The sequence below is a fragment of the Cognatundibacterium oligocarboniphilum genome, from assembly GCF_013377855.1.
GTDB lineage: Bacteria > Pseudomonadota > Gammaproteobacteria > Burkholderiales > Burkholderiaceae_D > Undibacterium > Undibacterium oligocarboniphilum.
Map to the genome: position 1 here is coordinate 345,976 of NZ_JABXYJ010000003.1, position 15,114 is coordinate 361,089.

Sequence of the window (15,114 nt, forward strand, 5' to 3'; positions counted from 1 at the left end):
CGATGAACAAGTCGCCTATCACCTCTCTGGACCCGGACGACTGGGTCGCATTCCGCCAGCAAAGCCATCGGATGATGGACGACATGCTCGATTATCTGGAACAGATCCGTCAGCGCCCGGTATGGCAGGACATTCCCGAAACAACCCGCGCCAGATACAGCGAAGCCCTGCCGCGTGAAGCCATCAGCATCGCTGCCGCGCACCAGCGCTTCATGGAAGAAGTGCTCCCCTATTCCGCTGGCAACAGCCATCCCGGCTTCATGGGCTGGGTGCAGGGCGGCGGCACGCCCGTCGGCATGCTGGCAGAAATGCTGGCAGCTGGCCTGAATGCGAATGTCGGCGGCCGCAATCAGATGCCCGTCGAAGTCGAACGGCAAATTGTGCGCTGGATGCGCGAGCTGTTCTCGTTTCCGGAAACCGCCAGCGGCGTATTCGTGACCGGCACCTCAATGGCCAATCTGATGAGCGTGCTGATCGCCCGCACCGCAGCGCTGGGCAAGGAAGTGCGGCAAACCGGCCTGTGCAGCGACCATATCCGGCTCGTCGCTTATACCTCGGCCGAAGCCCACGGCTGCGTTGCCCAGGCGATGGATTTGTCCGGCCTCGGCAAACAGGCGCTGCGCCGGATTCCGACGAATGCGCAACACCAGATGGATCTCGCCAGCCTCAAAGCCGCCATCGCGGCCGACCGCGCAGCAGGTCTGCGCCCCTTTTTCATTGCCGGTACTGCCGGTACCGTCGATGTCGGCGCCGTCGATGATCTGCATGCGCTGGCGGCGCTGGCAAAGGCAGAACAACTGTGGTTCCACATTGACGGCGCTTACGGCGCATTAGGCATGATGTCGGACAAGGTACGTCCACTACTGCGCGGCATAGAAAATGCCGACTCGATTGCCTTCGATTTTCACAAATGGGGACAAGTCCCTTACGATGCCGGCTTTTTGCTGGTGCGCGACAGCAGTAAACACATGGATGCGTTTGCCGCCCCGGTCGCCTACCTGCGACGCGAGGCGCGCGGCATCGCTGGTGGCTCGCCCTGGCCCTGCGACTTCGGTCCCGATTTGTCGCGCAGTTTCCGCGCATTGAAAACCTGGTTCACATTGCAGGTGTACGGCACCGAAAAATTAGGGCAAATGATTTCGTATACCTGTGAACTGGCGCAAGCGATCTGCAGCGCCGTCCAGGCGCATCCTGAACTTGAGCTGCTGGCGCCGGTCGCACTGAATATCGTTTGTTTCCGCTATCGCGGTCTGCCATCTGTCCAGCTCACCGATCATGAGAGCGACCGGCTGAATCAGGAAATCGTGTTTGAACTGCATGAATCCGGCGTCGCCGCACCATCAACCACGATTGTCGATGGCCACCTTGCCATCCGGGCTGCGATTGTCAATCACAGAACCAGCGAGGAAGATATTCAACGTATGCTGGCAGCAGTCATTGCGAGCGGCCGCAAGCTGATTTCCCGCTGACCGAAAAATCCGACCTATAAGGAGAATGTATGGCTGTTCCGGTCGAAGTTGCTGCACAAGCGTTTTCCCCGCTGATCGGCCTGGCGCCGATGATGCGGCATGTGTTTGAAGGTCGGGATTTACAGCCACTCGCCACGGCATTGTTAAAGCGCGCCGGCGATGATCCCGACGATGTGAATGCGCTGATGGATTGCGTCACCGTCATGCAGCTGGCCGGCCACAAAGAGCTCGCCATGACGATGCAGCAGCAGGCGATTGCGCAGCAGTCACTGTACACGTTTGCTCCCAAAGCACAGGTCGGGCTGAAGCTGCTGGTCATCATGGGACCGGGCGACCTGATGGCCAATACTCCGGTCGAATTGCTGCTGGAAGATTCCGATGTCGAACTGAGCTTGTTGTATCTGTCGCTCGATACGCCGTGGCCGGAAATGGTGCCGGAACACGACGTGCTGCTGGTAGCGATTGCCGAATCCAATGCCAATCAGGAATTATTACGCCAGGTCGGACTGATGACCGCCAACTGGCCGCGCCCGGTGATCAATTTACCGCAGCGGATTGCTGTCCTGTCACGCGATGGCGTCTGTGCCGTGCTGCAAAATTGCCCCGGCGTCGATATGCCGCTGACTGCCAGAGCAGAACGTGCCACCGTTGAACAACTGGCACAAGGGCAGATCCCGCTTCGCAGCCTGCTGAGTGATGCAGATTTTCCGCTCATCATCCGCCCGCTGGGTTCCCATGCGGGTACGCAACTCGAAAAAATGAATGCGCCACAGGATTTACTGCCGTATCTGCAGCAAGTCAGTGCGGAAGAATTTTACCTCTCGCGTTTCGTCGATTATTCAGGTAGCGACGGCCAGTTCCGCAAGTACCGGGTCGCAGTCGTTGAAGGCAAGCCGTATATCTGCCATTACGCGATTTCCTCGCACTGGATGATTCATTACCTCAATGCCGGCATGGGAGAAAGCGCTGAAAAACGTGCCGAAGAAGCTGCCTGCATGGAGCACTTCGATCAGGAATTCGGCCTGCGTCATCAGGCCGCTATTCTGGCGATCGATCAACGCATGGGCCTGCCTTACCTCGGTATCGACTGCGCTGAAACGCAGGACGGCAAACTGCTCATCTTTGAAGTCGATAACGCCATGATCGTGCATGCACTCGATCCGGTAGATTTGTATCCCTACAAAAAACCGGCAATGGAAAAAGTATTTAAAGCGTTCCGTCAATTGCTGGAACACGCCCGCCACCATCCTGACACACCTGCTGCGTCCGCAGAATGCGTCAGTTAGGCTCTTGTGCAGCACTGCTGGTCAGCGGCGGTGACTCGCGGATCACTCCTGACCCGGTAACGGGTCGGAACAAATACGGCTGCCTGGCAACGCCGGATACCGGGGTGATTGCACTGGGTTCGTCAACAGCGTCCTCCATTTCGGAAAAAGGATTCCGTGCAGCGGAAGCCCTGCGGCTGAGTTGTGAACAACAACTTGCCACAGCCAGCGAAGCGGAAGTGTATCGCCGGCAGATGGATCTGGTGCGCGGTGAATTACTGAGTTTGTGCGGCTGCGCCCCTGATTCGGGAGTGGAAGCCGTGATCGCAGCCTCCGGCACCGACATGCATCTGCTGATTGCGCAATTGTTGCAACTGCCGCTGACACTGATGATCGATCAGGCTGAAACCGGAAGCGGACTGGCCGCGGCACTGCGCGGCCAGCATTTCAGCAAAGATTCCACCTGCCTGGGTGGTATCCCGGACACAGCCAGCATCAGCAACTGGCAAGGCGCTCTGCAAATGCTGGCGGCGCGCGACGAAACAGGGCAAGCGCTGACTGCCGGGCAGATGCGGGAATCCTTGTTTGCGGCAGCAGAACCCGTACTTGCAGCGGGTGGGCAGATATTGTGCATACTGACCGATGTCAGCAAAACCGGGCTGATTTTCCCTGATATCGCGAGTCTCAAGGCTTTGCAGCAACAATGGCCGCAACAGGTACATGTACTGGTCGATGCCTGCCAGTTCAGGATCGCCCAATGCAGCCTGCAGGCATATTTGCGACATGGCTTCATGGTTGCGCTGACCGGTTCCAAATTCCTTGCCGGCCCCACCTTCAGCGGCGCATTACTGTTGCCTGCCAGTGTTGCCGCGATACTGCGGTCACGCTCATTACCGCCCGGTGCACAGGCTTATTCGGTGGCTGGCGACTGGCCGGCCAGTTTTGCAGCGGCGCAAAGTCTGCCGCAACAGGCCAATTTCGGCCTGCTGCTGCGCTGGGAAGCGGCACTCGCAGAATTGCGCGACTTTGTCCGGCTCGATGAGCAGCATATCCGTGATTTTCTATCCGATTTCAAACAGGCAGTGCTTGCCAGGCTCAGCAGCGAACCGCATTTCAGCGTGTTGCCCAATCCGGCGCTGGATCGTAGTGCACTGCACGATAGCGACAGCTGGGATGCGGAACAGAGCATCTTTCCATTCCTGTTATACCGCCCCATTTCTGCCGGCAACAGACAGCTTCTGAACAGGGAACAGACGATGCAGATATATCTGGCATTGCAACAGCCATCGGCATCACACCGGTATCAGTTGGGGCAGCCAGTGCTGTGCGAGCTGCGCGACGGCATAGCGGTCAGCGCTTTGCGCCTGTGCGTCAGCGCCGCCATGTTAAGCGCAGCGCGCCAGAAACCGGTGGCGCAGCAACTGATCGACGACGCCCTGGCGGCACTCGATCAGCTGGCGGTACTGATTAGCGCAATGCAGCAGCCGCCAAACACATCACGGCTTTGAATTGCATTTCAGAAAAATTTACCTCTCGGTAAAAGATGACGGCAATCCGCTCAGGCGGATTCCCTGATGAGATGACCGTTGCCGCCGCTGTCGATTGTTTCCGACAAAATCAGGGCTTCTTTGGAAGGTATCTGCAGCAGCAGATTATTGGTTTCTTTGTCAATCACCAGTAACATCATCTTGCCTGAGCCACTGTCAACGCTGAACTGCAGGCTGCCAAAATGCGGCTGCGCATTCTGATTGAGCTGTTCGGCAGATTTTTTCAACAAAGTGTGGTTGTCGCTGCTCTGACTGACAACAGTGGCAGCCGTATTGTCGCTGTCAACCTGTCCCGACTTAGCGGCAGCCACAGCTTGTGCAATCGTTGGCGAGGGCGGCAAAGGTGAGAGCGCAACATCCGAGGGCGCAAGGTAATTCTGTACCGCGGCTTGCACCACAGCACCAGACTGATTACCGACAGAAAGTGTTACGCCATCCATTCCCCGCTCCCCTCAATACTCATTCAGTCTGCTGATTCATCCTAGCACTTAAGCCGGACAACCGCCAGTTTTTGTTGGAAATCATCAACTTAGCGCATTAATAAAAGCTAATTGTAAAATATTTAATATTTTACAGCAAGAAATTGACCAGCGTTTCACGGCACAGGTGCAATCTGCCTAATGGTTTAATGGCCTAATCAACGGCGGCCATTTTCAGTTCATCGTTATGATGACGTTGTTGTTCCTCCATCACCAGTTGGCCCAGTTCACGCTTTAGCGCATTGAATTCCGGTGCCGCCGGATCGCGCAAACGCGGCAGATCGATCAGCAAATCTTTTTTGACTGTCCCGGGACGGTAAGTCATCACGATGATGCGGTCAGCCAGATAAATGGCTTCTTCGATACTGTGCGTAACAAAGATAATGGTTTTTTTCAGCTCGCTCCAGATACGCAGCAATTCATCCTGCAAATTGCGCCGGGTCAGGGCATCGAGCGCACCAAAAGGTTCATCCATCAGCATAATCGGCGAATCCAGCGCCAGCACGCGTGCAATTGCCACCCGCTGCCGCATACCGCCCGACAGGTCTTTCGGAAAGCGCTGCCGGAAATCCTTCAGTCCCAGCATGTCCAGCAACCCGGTGCAGCGACGTTCGATACTGGCGCGATCCAGCCCTTTGATTTCCATACCGAAAGCAATATTCTGCTCCACCGTCATCCACGGAAACAGGGCATATTCCTGAAACACCATGCCGCGATCCGGCCCCGGCTCGGTCACCCGCTGGGCATTCGCCATGATTTCGCCTGAAGTCGGCAGAGAAAATCCGGCAATCGCATTTAACAATGTGGATTTACCACAGCCGGAAGGGCCGAGCAGACAGACGAACTGCCCCTGAGGAATCTCCAGCTGAATATCCCGCAAGGCCACCACTTCTTTATCGCCGGTCTGGAAAATTTTATTGACCGCTTGGATACAGATATGTGCCGTGTTCATTTAATTCTCCAGTCCGCGATGCCAGCGCAGCAGGTAGTTATTCAGTTTATTCATGGCAAGGTCGATTGCCAGACCCAGCAGGCCGATACTGATCATTCCGGCAATGATTTTGTCAGACCAAAAATATTCGCGCGCCTCCAGAATACGGAAGCCGAGGCCATTATTCACGGCGATCATTTCCGAAACGATCACCACGATGAATGCCGTGCCGATCCCGATCCTGACACCGGATAAGATATACGGTACCGCAGCAGGCAGCATCACGCGCAGAAACAGCGTGCCCTGCCCTGCTCCCAGATTGCGGGCAGCCCGGATATAGATACCGTCAACATGGCGCACGCCGGCAATCGTGTTCATCAGCACCGGAAAAAAAGCCCCGATCGAAATCAGGAAAATCGCTGGCGGATTACCCAGCCCGAACCAGAGAATAGACAACGGAATATACGCAATCGGCGGAATCGGACGCAACACCTGAACCAGCGGATTGAGCCAGGCATACACCCGCTGGCTGGAGCCCATTGCCAGCCCCAGCGGCAATGCCAGACCGGTACCAACAACAAAGCCGACCAGCACCCGGTACATGCTGCCGATCGTATCGCGCACCAGTTCACCGGAAAACATCCAGGACAGGCGACTCATGCTGGCAGGATCATAGGCTTCCTGCGGCAAGGCGTACTCCATCCATTTTCTGACCACCGCCAGCGGGGACGGCAGCACCTGCGGATTGACCCATTCGTTGCTGGTCACCAGTTGCCAGATTGCGATCAGGATCACGGGCACAATCAGCCCCGCGCCCATTTCACGCCATTTCAGTTTCATGTGTCATCCTCACAGTACCGGAAAGAAATGCAGGCTGGCGGTATGCACCTTGCAGCCTGCGAATACGAGCAACGTTTCATATGGACGGGTCTTGACTGGCGCCCATCTGCGGATCTGATTTAACGGATATTCAGGTTTTTCTTCGCCTGTTCCAGCAAGTCGGTTTTCACCCAGTCTTTCGCGACCGGTGGCTTTGCCATTCTGCCGATACCGTATTTCTGCATCAGATCCGTCGTGATCTGAATGTGCTCAGCAGTGACATCGTAAGAGTAAGGTGAATTCTCAATCGCATTCACAAAATCTTCATGGCTGACCTGCCCTTTGAACATATTTTCGCGCACGTATTTTTCCGCCAGCTCTTTATTGTCGATAAAGGTTTTGGTGGCCTCAACGAAGCAGCGCATGAATTTTTCAGCCGTCGGCCGATGCTCTTTATAGAATTTTTCCGTCATCACCATGGTGCGCACCGGCTCGCCGATCGGTGTATCGTAAGGTTTGATGATTTCCTTGCCAAAACCTTTGTTGATCGCCTGCGAGGAATACGGTTCAGACTGCATGATGGCATCCAGATTTTTGCCGAGCAGCGCCTGATTCAGGTCGGGAAAACCGAGATAAATGATCTGCACATCTTTGCCCGGCTGATCGGAATACGTCAGGCCATTTTGTGCCAGCTCTGCCGCCAGCAGGATGTCCTGAATGCCGCCCCGGGTCACACCGACTTTTTTCCCTTTCAGATCTTTGACGGATTTAATACCGAGGTCAGCCCGACCGACCAGACGCGCACCGCCTTTGGCGAAACCAGCCACCAGATAAATCGGGGTGCCGCTGGCACGCGCAGAAATCACGGCTTCTGAAGATACCGCGCCAACATCCAGTTCTCCGGCAATCACGGCCTGCATGGCATCGAGCCCTTTGGCAAACACGCGCTCTTCCACTTTAATACCGCATTTCGGCGCAATTTCCTTGATGTAGGAAACCGCCCCGTAGTGGGCAAATTTCAGATTTCCCAGACGCACCAGCTCCTGTGCCTGCGCGCTGGCTACCAGGCACAGCAGGCTGGCCGATATCATGCCTAGCATGAGGGCTGTTTTTTGGATGGATGTTTTTTTCAACATACGATCTGTCTCCTTATGAATTTCTATGCCGCGGCAGCGGGGACGCCGCAGGAAATAGTGTGATCAGCCGACCCTGTCTTTACGGTTGCTTTGCGATTGCAGCCTGTGATTTTAGGCGGATTTTTCATCGCCGTCAGCGTATCAGCGAATGAAGTGCTTGTCCCGGCCGATCAGGGTCAGTTCGACAAACTCGCTGCCGCTATGATCTTTTTCGCTGTAGTCCACCGTCAGCCCGCCAAAATCATGCCGCTTCACGCCCTCCAGCGCCCGGATCAGACCGTCCCTGGTCAGGTTTTTTCCGGCGCGGCGCAAACCTTCGACCATCACTTTGGCAGACACAAAACCTTCCATCGCGGCGTAGGACTCGGGCACCTTGTATTCTTTCGCCAACAGCTTGAATTCCTGTCCCAGAATCGTGGACAGCAAATGCGGCGCAGGCATGATCTGCGACACCATGATGCCGGGTGCGTCTTTGCCGAGGCTGTCAATAAATGATTGTGAGGCATTGTTAGACAAGGTCATGATCTGCACGCCGCTGCCCGCAGCGCGCAAACCTTTGATCAACTCGGCGGCAGGACCGGCAGAGGCGACCAGAATCAGTGCCTTTGCCTGCGAGGCCTGCACTGCCTGTACCGCTGCCCGGACATCCGGCTTGGTGCGGTCATAACTGACGATGGCAGACGGTTTTAAGCCTTTCATCTCCATCGCGGTACGAAATCCCTCCAGTCCGTCCTGCCCGAAGCTGTCATCCACATGAAGAATCGCAATTTCCTTCAAACCGATCGTGGAAAACTGCTCTACCGCTTTCCTGACTTCTGCCTGATAAGTGGCGCGCACATTGAACACATAATGATTCACCGGATGGTGAAATACGGCTGCGCCGGTGCTCGGGGCAATCAGCGGAATTTTGTATTCAGCCAGCAAGGGCAGCAGCATCTGGGTGTGCGGCGTGCCGCGGCTTTGAAACAGCGCAAAGACATGTTCCTGCCGGATCAGTTTGTCGGCATTTTTTGCCGTCAGGGCCGGATCGAACTGATCATCCAGTGTGCGCACTTCGATTTTGCGTCCGTAGATACCGCCAGCAGCATTGACTTTCGCAAAATACGCATTGGCACCCGCCATCATTTCCCTGACTGGACCAGCAATCTGACCGGTCACGCCGACCGTCTGCCCCAGCAACAGGCTGCTCTCTGTCACGCCTTCTTCCGCGCTGGCGAACAAAGGGGCAAACATGGTACCGATCAGCAGGCCGGCGAACCAGCGCCGCCGCAATCCGAACAAATTCATGAAGTCTCCTGAATAGCTGTTTTGTGCTGCTGCATCACCGGATGCGGCAGTTTTTTATGGCTACACTGTATATCGCCGATCCGCCAATCAGAACACTGGGGATACTACTTAGCCTGTTCTGACACAGTCCTATTGCAAGGTCGCTGGCAGCATGACTGCATCGCCACACGGCCTCAGGATTTTGGCTGGCATCAGGCGTCAATCGGTTAAAATACAGGGCTACCTGACACGCGACGGCATTCCGCCAGTCTGTGTGCAGAATGAAATTGCACTTACCTCAAAGATTTTACTGATCCGCTATGCTCGATAATCTCACCCAACGCCTCGCCAAAGTTGTCAAAACCATGCGTGGCGAGGCCCGCCTGACGGAATCCAACACGGCCGACATGCTGCGCGAAGTCCGTATGGCCTTGCTGGAAGCCGACGTCGCCCTGCCTGCCGTCCGCGACCTGATTGCCCGCGTCAAGGAAAAAGCGATGGGCGAAGAGGTACTGGCCTCACTGACGCCGGGTCAGGCACTGGTCGGTGTGGTACAGAAAGAGCTGGCCGTGCTGATGGGCGCCGATCTGGGAGGCGAAGCGGTACAGCTCAGTTTTGCCTGCCAGCCGCCTGCCATTATCCTGATGGCGGGTTTGCAGGGTGCCGGTAAAACCACGACCGTTGGTAAGCTGGCAAAATACCTGCGCGAGCAGAAAAAGAAAAAAGTTCTGACTGTTTCAGCCGACGTCTATCGGCCCGCTGCGATCACGCAGTTACAAACGGTCACGGAACAGGTTGGCGCCGATTTTTTCCCTTCCACGCCGGATCAGAAACCGGTGGCTATCGCACTGGCAGCACTGGACTACGCCAAAAAGCATTTCCATGATGTCCTGCTGATCGATACCGCTGGCCGCCTGGGTATCGATGAAGCCATGATGCAGGAGATCGCTGCCGTACACGCAGCGGTTCGTCCGATCGAGACGCTGTTCGTGGTGGATGCGATGCTCGGTCAGGATGCAGTCAACACCGCCAAGGCTTTTAACGATGCCCTGCCGCTGACCGGCGTTGTGCTGACCAAGCTTGATGGTGACGCACGCGGCGGTGCCGCCCTGTCGGTACGCCACGTCACAGGCAAACCGATCAAATTTGTCGGTATCGCAGAAAAACTCGACGGACTGGAAGCCTTTGATGCCACGCGCATGGCGAACCGGGTACTGGGTATGGGCGACATCCTGGCGCTGGTGGAATCCGCCCAGAAAAGCATGGACGTCGAAGCGGCCCAGAATCTGGCGCACAAGCTCAAAGACGGCGGCAAGTTCGATATGAACGATTTCAAAATGCAGATTTCCCAGATGAAAAACATGGGCGGTCTGGCTGGTCTCATGGACAAGCTGCCGGCCCAGATGCAACAGGCTGCAGCGGGCGCCAATATGGATCAGGCCGAAAAATCTGTGCGGCGCATGGAAGGCATTATCAATTCCATGACGCCGCTGGAACGGGCTAAACCGGAACTGATCAAGGCCTCCCGCAAACGCCGGATTGCCGCCGGTGCCGGCGTGCAGATTCAGGAAGTCAACCGCATGCTGGCGCAATTTGAACAGATGCAATCCATGATGAAAAAACTGCGTGGCGGCGGCATGATGAAAATGCTGCGCAGCATGAAAGGCATGATGCCCGGTAAGCGCTGACCCCGGATTGAATATGTACAGCAACAGGCTGGCGCACAGAGGAGAAATATCCTGTGTCAGCCATTTTTTTAGATAGAAATCCAACGAAGCGCGGATTTCTGCCGGATTTCTTAAAAAATTCCAAAAAAACACTTGCATCACCGGAAAAACCGCACCACTATGAGCGAAGCGTGAAGTAACGCAATGCGGGAACCTGGCAACACGCCTGCGTTCCGTCGATGAAATTTGTGAAGGAGGCTATGTATGGCAACAGCAACGAAGAAAACAGCAGCAAAACCAGCCGCAGCGGCCAAGAAACCAGCGGCAGAAAAACCGGCAGCGCGCAAGCCAAATGCCGCATTCATGAAGCCGATGACCATTTCCCCAACACTGGCAGCAGTCATTGGCGCAGCGCCGATGCCGCGCACTGAAGTGACCAAGAAAGTCTGGGAATACATCAAGAAGCACAATCTGCAAGACGCAGAAAACAAGCGCAACATCAACGCAGACGACAAGCTGAAAGCCGTTTTCGGTGGCAAGAAGCAGGTTTCTATGTTTGAAATGACCAAACTGATCTCCGGCCATCTGTCCTGATTTCAGGCGCCGTCAGTGCCAGTGCTTTGGGAAACTCCATAGGAATTTTGTCCCATCCCAAACAAAAATGCCCGCATCGCGCGGGCATTTTTGTTTCCGGAGTCAGCTGAAATATTCAGGTTTTGCCGAATGCTGAAACCGTATCAGCCGTTACGGTTTTTATATTCCCAGTTTTTCCAGTTGGACAGCACCGCATTCGGATATTCCGGCCTGCCACGGCTGCCGTTGTAGCGGCCCAGCGCCAGAAACAGGTCGCCCTTTTCCATATCGAGATACAACCGCAGGATGGAACAGCCATAGCGCAGATTGGTTTGCATCTGAAACAGCTTGGTCGCATCGCCATCTCCTATCGTACGCGACCAGAACGGCATCACCTGCATGTAACCACGGGCTCCGGCGGTGGAAGTCGCATATTTACGGAAACCGGACTCCACCTGCATTAACCCCATCACCATTGCAGTATCCAGGCCGGCACGTTTTGATTCATACCAGATGGTTTCCAGCAGTTCGATACGGGTCTGATAATCGGGTATCCGTTTTGCCAGCCGGGATGACATTTCCCCCAACCAGTGCAAATAACGAATACGGTCTTCGATATGGCTGAAATCAGGCTTCGGAGGACGCGGGTCGGCAATTGCTCTCGACAGCGCCAGCCGGATCGAATCGGCCATTGCCTCTTCCTGCTGATTACCGGCATACACCACACATGCCGGAAGCAGCAGCGTCAGCCACAACAGACGGCGAATGACAGCAAACAAACTGAGCATGCTTTCCGATGACAAAAAAACGCGAAATCGGGGGAGTATCTGTAATTTCCGAGCGCTTCTCATGACAAAAAAAGGCTCCTTTTACATACTCCCCCCAGTATTTCAGGCGCCAGCAAGCTTGCTCTGAACCAAAGCCAGCATCTCAGCAACTGGAACGTTGGTTGCCTCCGTATCACGACGGCCGACATATTCGAGCTTGCCTTCTTTCAGGCCACGGTCGCCGATCACCACACGATGCGGTACACCGATCAGTTCCCAATCGGCAAACATGGCGCCCGGACGTTCGCCACGGTCATCCAGAATCACATCGATACCGGCGTCCAACATGGCCTGATACAGCTTTTCGGTCTCGGCTTTCACGGCTTCGCTGCGATCCATGCCCATCGGGCAGATCACGACTTCAAACGGGGCAATCGCGGTCGGCCAGATAATGCCTTTGTCGTCGAAATTCTGTTCAATCGCCGCGCCAAGAATCCTGGTCACGCCAATGCCATAACACCCCATTTGCAACAACTGCGGCTTGCCGTTTTCATCGAGGAAAGTCGCTTTCATGTCTTCCGAATAACGGGTGCCGAGCTGGAAAACGTGACCGACTTCGATACCGCGCTGAATCGCCAGCACGCCCTTACCGTCCGGCGAAGGGTCACCGTCGACGACGTTACGCAGATCGGCAACCACCGGCTCCGGCAAATCACGTCCCCAGTTGGCGCCGGTAAAATGGAAATCAGCCTGATTCGCACCACAGACAAAATCCGCCATATTCGCCACGGTGCGATCCGCCACCACGTTCACAGGCTTGCGGGTATTGATCGGTCCCAGATAACCCGGTTTGGTACCGAACCATTCCACGATTTCGGATTCAGTCGCAAAACGGTAGTTCGCAAGACCCGCGACCTTACTGGTTTTTACTTCATTCAGCTCATGGTCACCGCGCAGCAACAGCAGCCAGACCTGCTTGTCTTCTTCTTTTTCGCCTTCCACGGTCAGGACGATAGATTTCACCGTGTGCTGCAAAGGAATCGAAAGCAGCGCCGCCACATCTTCACACTTGGCTTTGCCCGGTGTCGCGGTCTTGGTCAACGCTGCGCTGGCAGCAGGACGTGATGCGGACAAAGCGATCGCTTCGGCAGCTTCCATATTGGCAGCGTAATCAGAAGTCGGGCAATACACCAGTGCGTCTTCGCCGGTTTCGGCAATCACGTGAAACTCGTGCGAACCGGAGCCGCCAATCGCGCCGTTATCGGCAGCAACAGCGCGGAATTGCAGGCCGAAACGCTGAAAAATACGGGTATAAGCGTCGTACATGATCTGGTACGACTGCTTCAGACCTTCCACATTGCGGTCGAACGAATACGCATCTTTCATCGTGAATTCACGGCCACGCATCAGGCCGAAACGCGGACGGCGCTCATCGCGGAATTTGGTCTGGATATGATAAAAATTCACCGGCAGCTGACGGTAAGAACGGATCTCAGAACGCACCACGTCGGTGATCGCTTCCTCGGAAGTCGGCTGGATGATGTAATCGCGGCCATGGCGGTCTTTGACGCGCATCAGCTCCGGCCCCATCTTGTCCCAGCGGCCGGTTTCCTGCCACAGTTCGGCCGGCTGCACGACCGGCATCAGCATCTCTATGGCACCGGCCCGGTTCATTTCTTCCCGGATAATATTCTCCACTTTACGGATGATGCGCAAGCCCATCGGCATATAGTTATAAATGCCGGAACCAAGGCGTTTGATCATACCGGCACGCATCATCAGTTTGTGGCTGACGATCTCTGCATCGGCAGGGGCTTCTTTCAGTGTGGAAATAAAAAATCGGGTAGCTCGCATGACAGTGATTCTTTTTAAATGGAAGGTTATAATCAACTCAATTTTAAAGGATTAGCTGGCTAATGCGCCCACTCTTTGCATATTTGATGAAGGAAACCGCGTTTTGTTCGCCAGACTTGGTGCTGCCCGTTCCCGGATCGGCCTATTTTTGACGTAACCAACGCATTCAATTGCTTTTCAATTGCAGGATAAGCCGTTTAGCCACAGAAAGTTTTGAGGTTAAACATGCTAGATCGTGAAGGCTTCCGCCCTAACGTCGGCATAATTTTGCTGAATGCCAACAATCAGGTCTGGTGGGGCAAGCGTGTGCGCGAGCACTCCTGGCAATTCCCACAAGGCGGGATCAAATATGGCGAATCTCCTGAGCAGGCGATGTTTCGTGAACTGGAAGAAGAAACAGGACTGCTGCCGGAGCATGTCAAAATTATCGGCCGCACTCGTGACTGGTTACGCTATGAAGTGCCGGATCATTTTATCAAACGCGAAATTCGTGGACACTACCGCGGACAAAAGCAAATCTGGTTTCTGCTGCGTATGATAGGCAGGGATTGCGATGTTAATCTGCGGGCATCGAATCACCCTGAATTTGACGCATGGCGCTGGCATGAATACTGGGTGCCGCTGGATGTCGTGATTGAATTCAAGCGCGATGTGTATCAGCTCGCCCTGCAGGAACTGTCGCGTTATATCCACCGCAACGACCACCCTGCCGCGCATCGGCAACGTAATAGGCAAAACCAGAAACCATCTCCTGCGCTGTCCCCCGACACTGAACAGGAAAAATCGGAATAAACTATGCCAGACCTGACAATTCGCCATATCCGCGCTCTTGCCGCCATCCCGCTGCTGATGCTGCTGCACCTGCCTTTGACCTCGGCAGCCGGCCAACAGACAAAGCCGCCGGAAGACGATGAAGCCAGCAAGGAATGGCTGGAAACTGCGCTGCAGCTACCGGCCGCGCCCATCGCGAACAACCTGATTACGTTTTACAACAGCGATAGCCAGTCTTTTGCGGTAGACCGTCTTTCATTGTCTGTCGCGAAAGACGGCACCATACGCTACACACTGATTGCAACCAGCAGCAGCGGTGTGAAAAACATCAGTTACGAAGCGATCCGCTGCGAAACGTATGAGAAAAAACTGTATGCATTCGGACGGCCGGATGGCACCTGGTCCACCTCACGCCGCCAGATCTGGGATCGCATTTCCAACACTGGTGCCAACAAACAGCATCATGTGCTGTTTAGCGAATATTTCTGCGATGGCACCACGGTAGCAGGTAAGGCACCGGAACTGCTGGATCGCCTGCAGGGGAAGCGGATTCCCTACAGCCGCTGACCC

Annotated in this window: 14 protein-coding genes; 7 read left to right on the plus strand and 7 right to left on the minus strand. The window is 55.2% G+C overall.

Annotation, left to right across the window (positions count from 1 at the left end; all coding sequences use genetic code 11):
* The first annotated feature begins 2 nt into the window (after window positions 1-2).
* The 3 genes from HV832_RS06935 to HV832_RS06945 are packed head-to-tail and all read left to right on the plus strand — an operon-like array spanning window position 3 to window position 4,242.
* Window positions 3-1,469 (plus strand): pyridoxal phosphate-dependent decarboxylase family protein, encoded by a 1,467-nt coding sequence (locus HV832_RS06935; RefSeq protein WP_176802820.1) that lies wholly within the window; start codon window positions 3-5, stop codon window positions 1,467-1,469.
* A gap of 29 nt (window positions 1,470-1,498) precedes the next feature.
* The gene (locus tag HV832_RS06940) at window positions 1,499-2,755 is read left to right on the plus strand and encodes an ATP-grasp domain-containing protein (RefSeq protein ID WP_176802821.1); all 1,257 of its coding nucleotides are present in this window, start codon (window positions 1,499-1,501) and stop codon (window positions 2,753-2,755) included.
* Window positions 2,743-4,242, plus strand: coding sequence for a hypothetical protein (locus HV832_RS06945; RefSeq protein WP_176802822.1), 1,500 nt, complete (start codon window positions 2,743-2,745; stop codon window positions 4,240-4,242). Before HV832_RS06940 ends, HV832_RS06945 begins: the two co-directional genes overlap by 13 nt.
* A gap of 50 nt (window positions 4,243-4,292) precedes the next feature.
* Here HV832_RS06945 and HV832_RS06950 read toward each other — a convergent pair whose 3' ends face one another.
* From HV832_RS06950 to HV832_RS06970, 5 genes are all read right to left on the minus strand, one after another.
* Entirely contained in the window at window positions 4,293-4,721 is a 429-nt protein-coding gene (locus HV832_RS06950; RefSeq protein ID WP_176802823.1) for a flagellar protein FlaG, read from the minus strand.
* A 193-nt stretch (window positions 4,722-4,914) separates the two neighbouring features.
* Window positions 4,915-5,712: an ABC transporter ATP-binding protein gene (locus tag HV832_RS06955; RefSeq protein ID WP_176802824.1), complete on the minus strand. Its 798-nt coding sequence runs from the start codon at window positions 5,710-5,712 to the stop codon at window positions 4,915-4,917.
* Window positions 5,713-6,531 carry an ABC transporter permease gene (locus HV832_RS06960; RefSeq protein WP_176802825.1) on the minus strand — a complete coding sequence of 273 codons (819 nt, stop codon included), beginning with the start codon at window positions 6,529-6,531 and terminating at the stop codon, window positions 5,713-5,715.
* Window positions 6,532-6,650: 119 nt separating this feature from the next.
* A complete protein-coding gene (locus HV832_RS06965; RefSeq protein ID WP_223827231.1) occupies window positions 6,651-7,610 on the minus strand; it encodes an ABC transporter substrate-binding protein in 960 nt (319 codons plus the stop codon).
* Between the two features lie 177 nt (window positions 7,611-7,787).
* Window positions 7,788-8,933 (minus strand): ABC transporter substrate-binding protein, encoded by a 1,146-nt coding sequence (locus tag HV832_RS06970; RefSeq protein WP_223827215.1) that lies wholly within the window; start codon window positions 8,931-8,933, stop codon window positions 7,788-7,790.
* A 299-nt stretch (window positions 8,934-9,232) separates the two neighbouring features.
* Between HV832_RS06970 and ffh the strand changes: the two genes are divergently transcribed.
* A complete protein-coding gene (gene ffh, locus HV832_RS06975; protein ID WP_176802827.1) occupies window positions 9,233-10,600 on the plus strand; it encodes a signal recognition particle protein in 1,368 nt (455 codons plus the stop codon).
* Between the two features lie 243 nt (window positions 10,601-10,843).
* Complete coding sequence (locus HV832_RS06980) at window positions 10,844-11,173, plus strand: SWIB/MDM2 domain-containing protein (protein WP_176802828.1); 330 nt, start codon at window positions 10,844-10,846, stop codon at window positions 11,171-11,173.
* Window positions 11,174-11,316: 143 nt separating this feature from the next.
* Here the strand turns inward: HV832_RS06980 and HV832_RS06985 are convergent, their stop codons facing one another.
* Window positions 11,317-11,940, minus strand: a complete 624-nt coding sequence (locus HV832_RS06985) for a lytic transglycosylase domain-containing protein (RefSeq protein ID WP_223827216.1) — start codon at window positions 11,938-11,940, stop codon at window positions 11,317-11,319.
* A gap of 102 nt (window positions 11,941-12,042) precedes the next feature.
* Entirely contained in the window at window positions 12,043-13,773 is a 1,731-nt protein-coding gene (locus HV832_RS06990) for a proline--tRNA ligase (protein WP_176802829.1), read from the minus strand.
* Window positions 13,774-13,998: 225 nt separating this feature from the next.
* Here HV832_RS06990 and HV832_RS06995 point away from each other — a divergent pair, with 225 nt between their 5' ends.
* Together HV832_RS06995 and HV832_RS07000 are read left to right on the plus strand one after the other, a co-directional pair.
* Window positions 13,999-14,565, plus strand: a complete 567-nt coding sequence (locus HV832_RS06995; RefSeq protein WP_176802830.1) for an RNA pyrophosphohydrolase — start codon at window positions 13,999-14,001, stop codon at window positions 14,563-14,565.
* Between the two features lie 3 nt (window positions 14,566-14,568).
* On the plus strand, window positions 14,569-15,111 hold the full coding sequence (locus tag HV832_RS07000) for a CNP1-like family protein (protein ID WP_176802831.1): 543 nt from the start codon (window positions 14,569-14,571) through the stop codon (window positions 15,109-15,111).
* The last annotated feature ends 3 nt before the right edge of the window (window positions 15,112-15,114 follow it).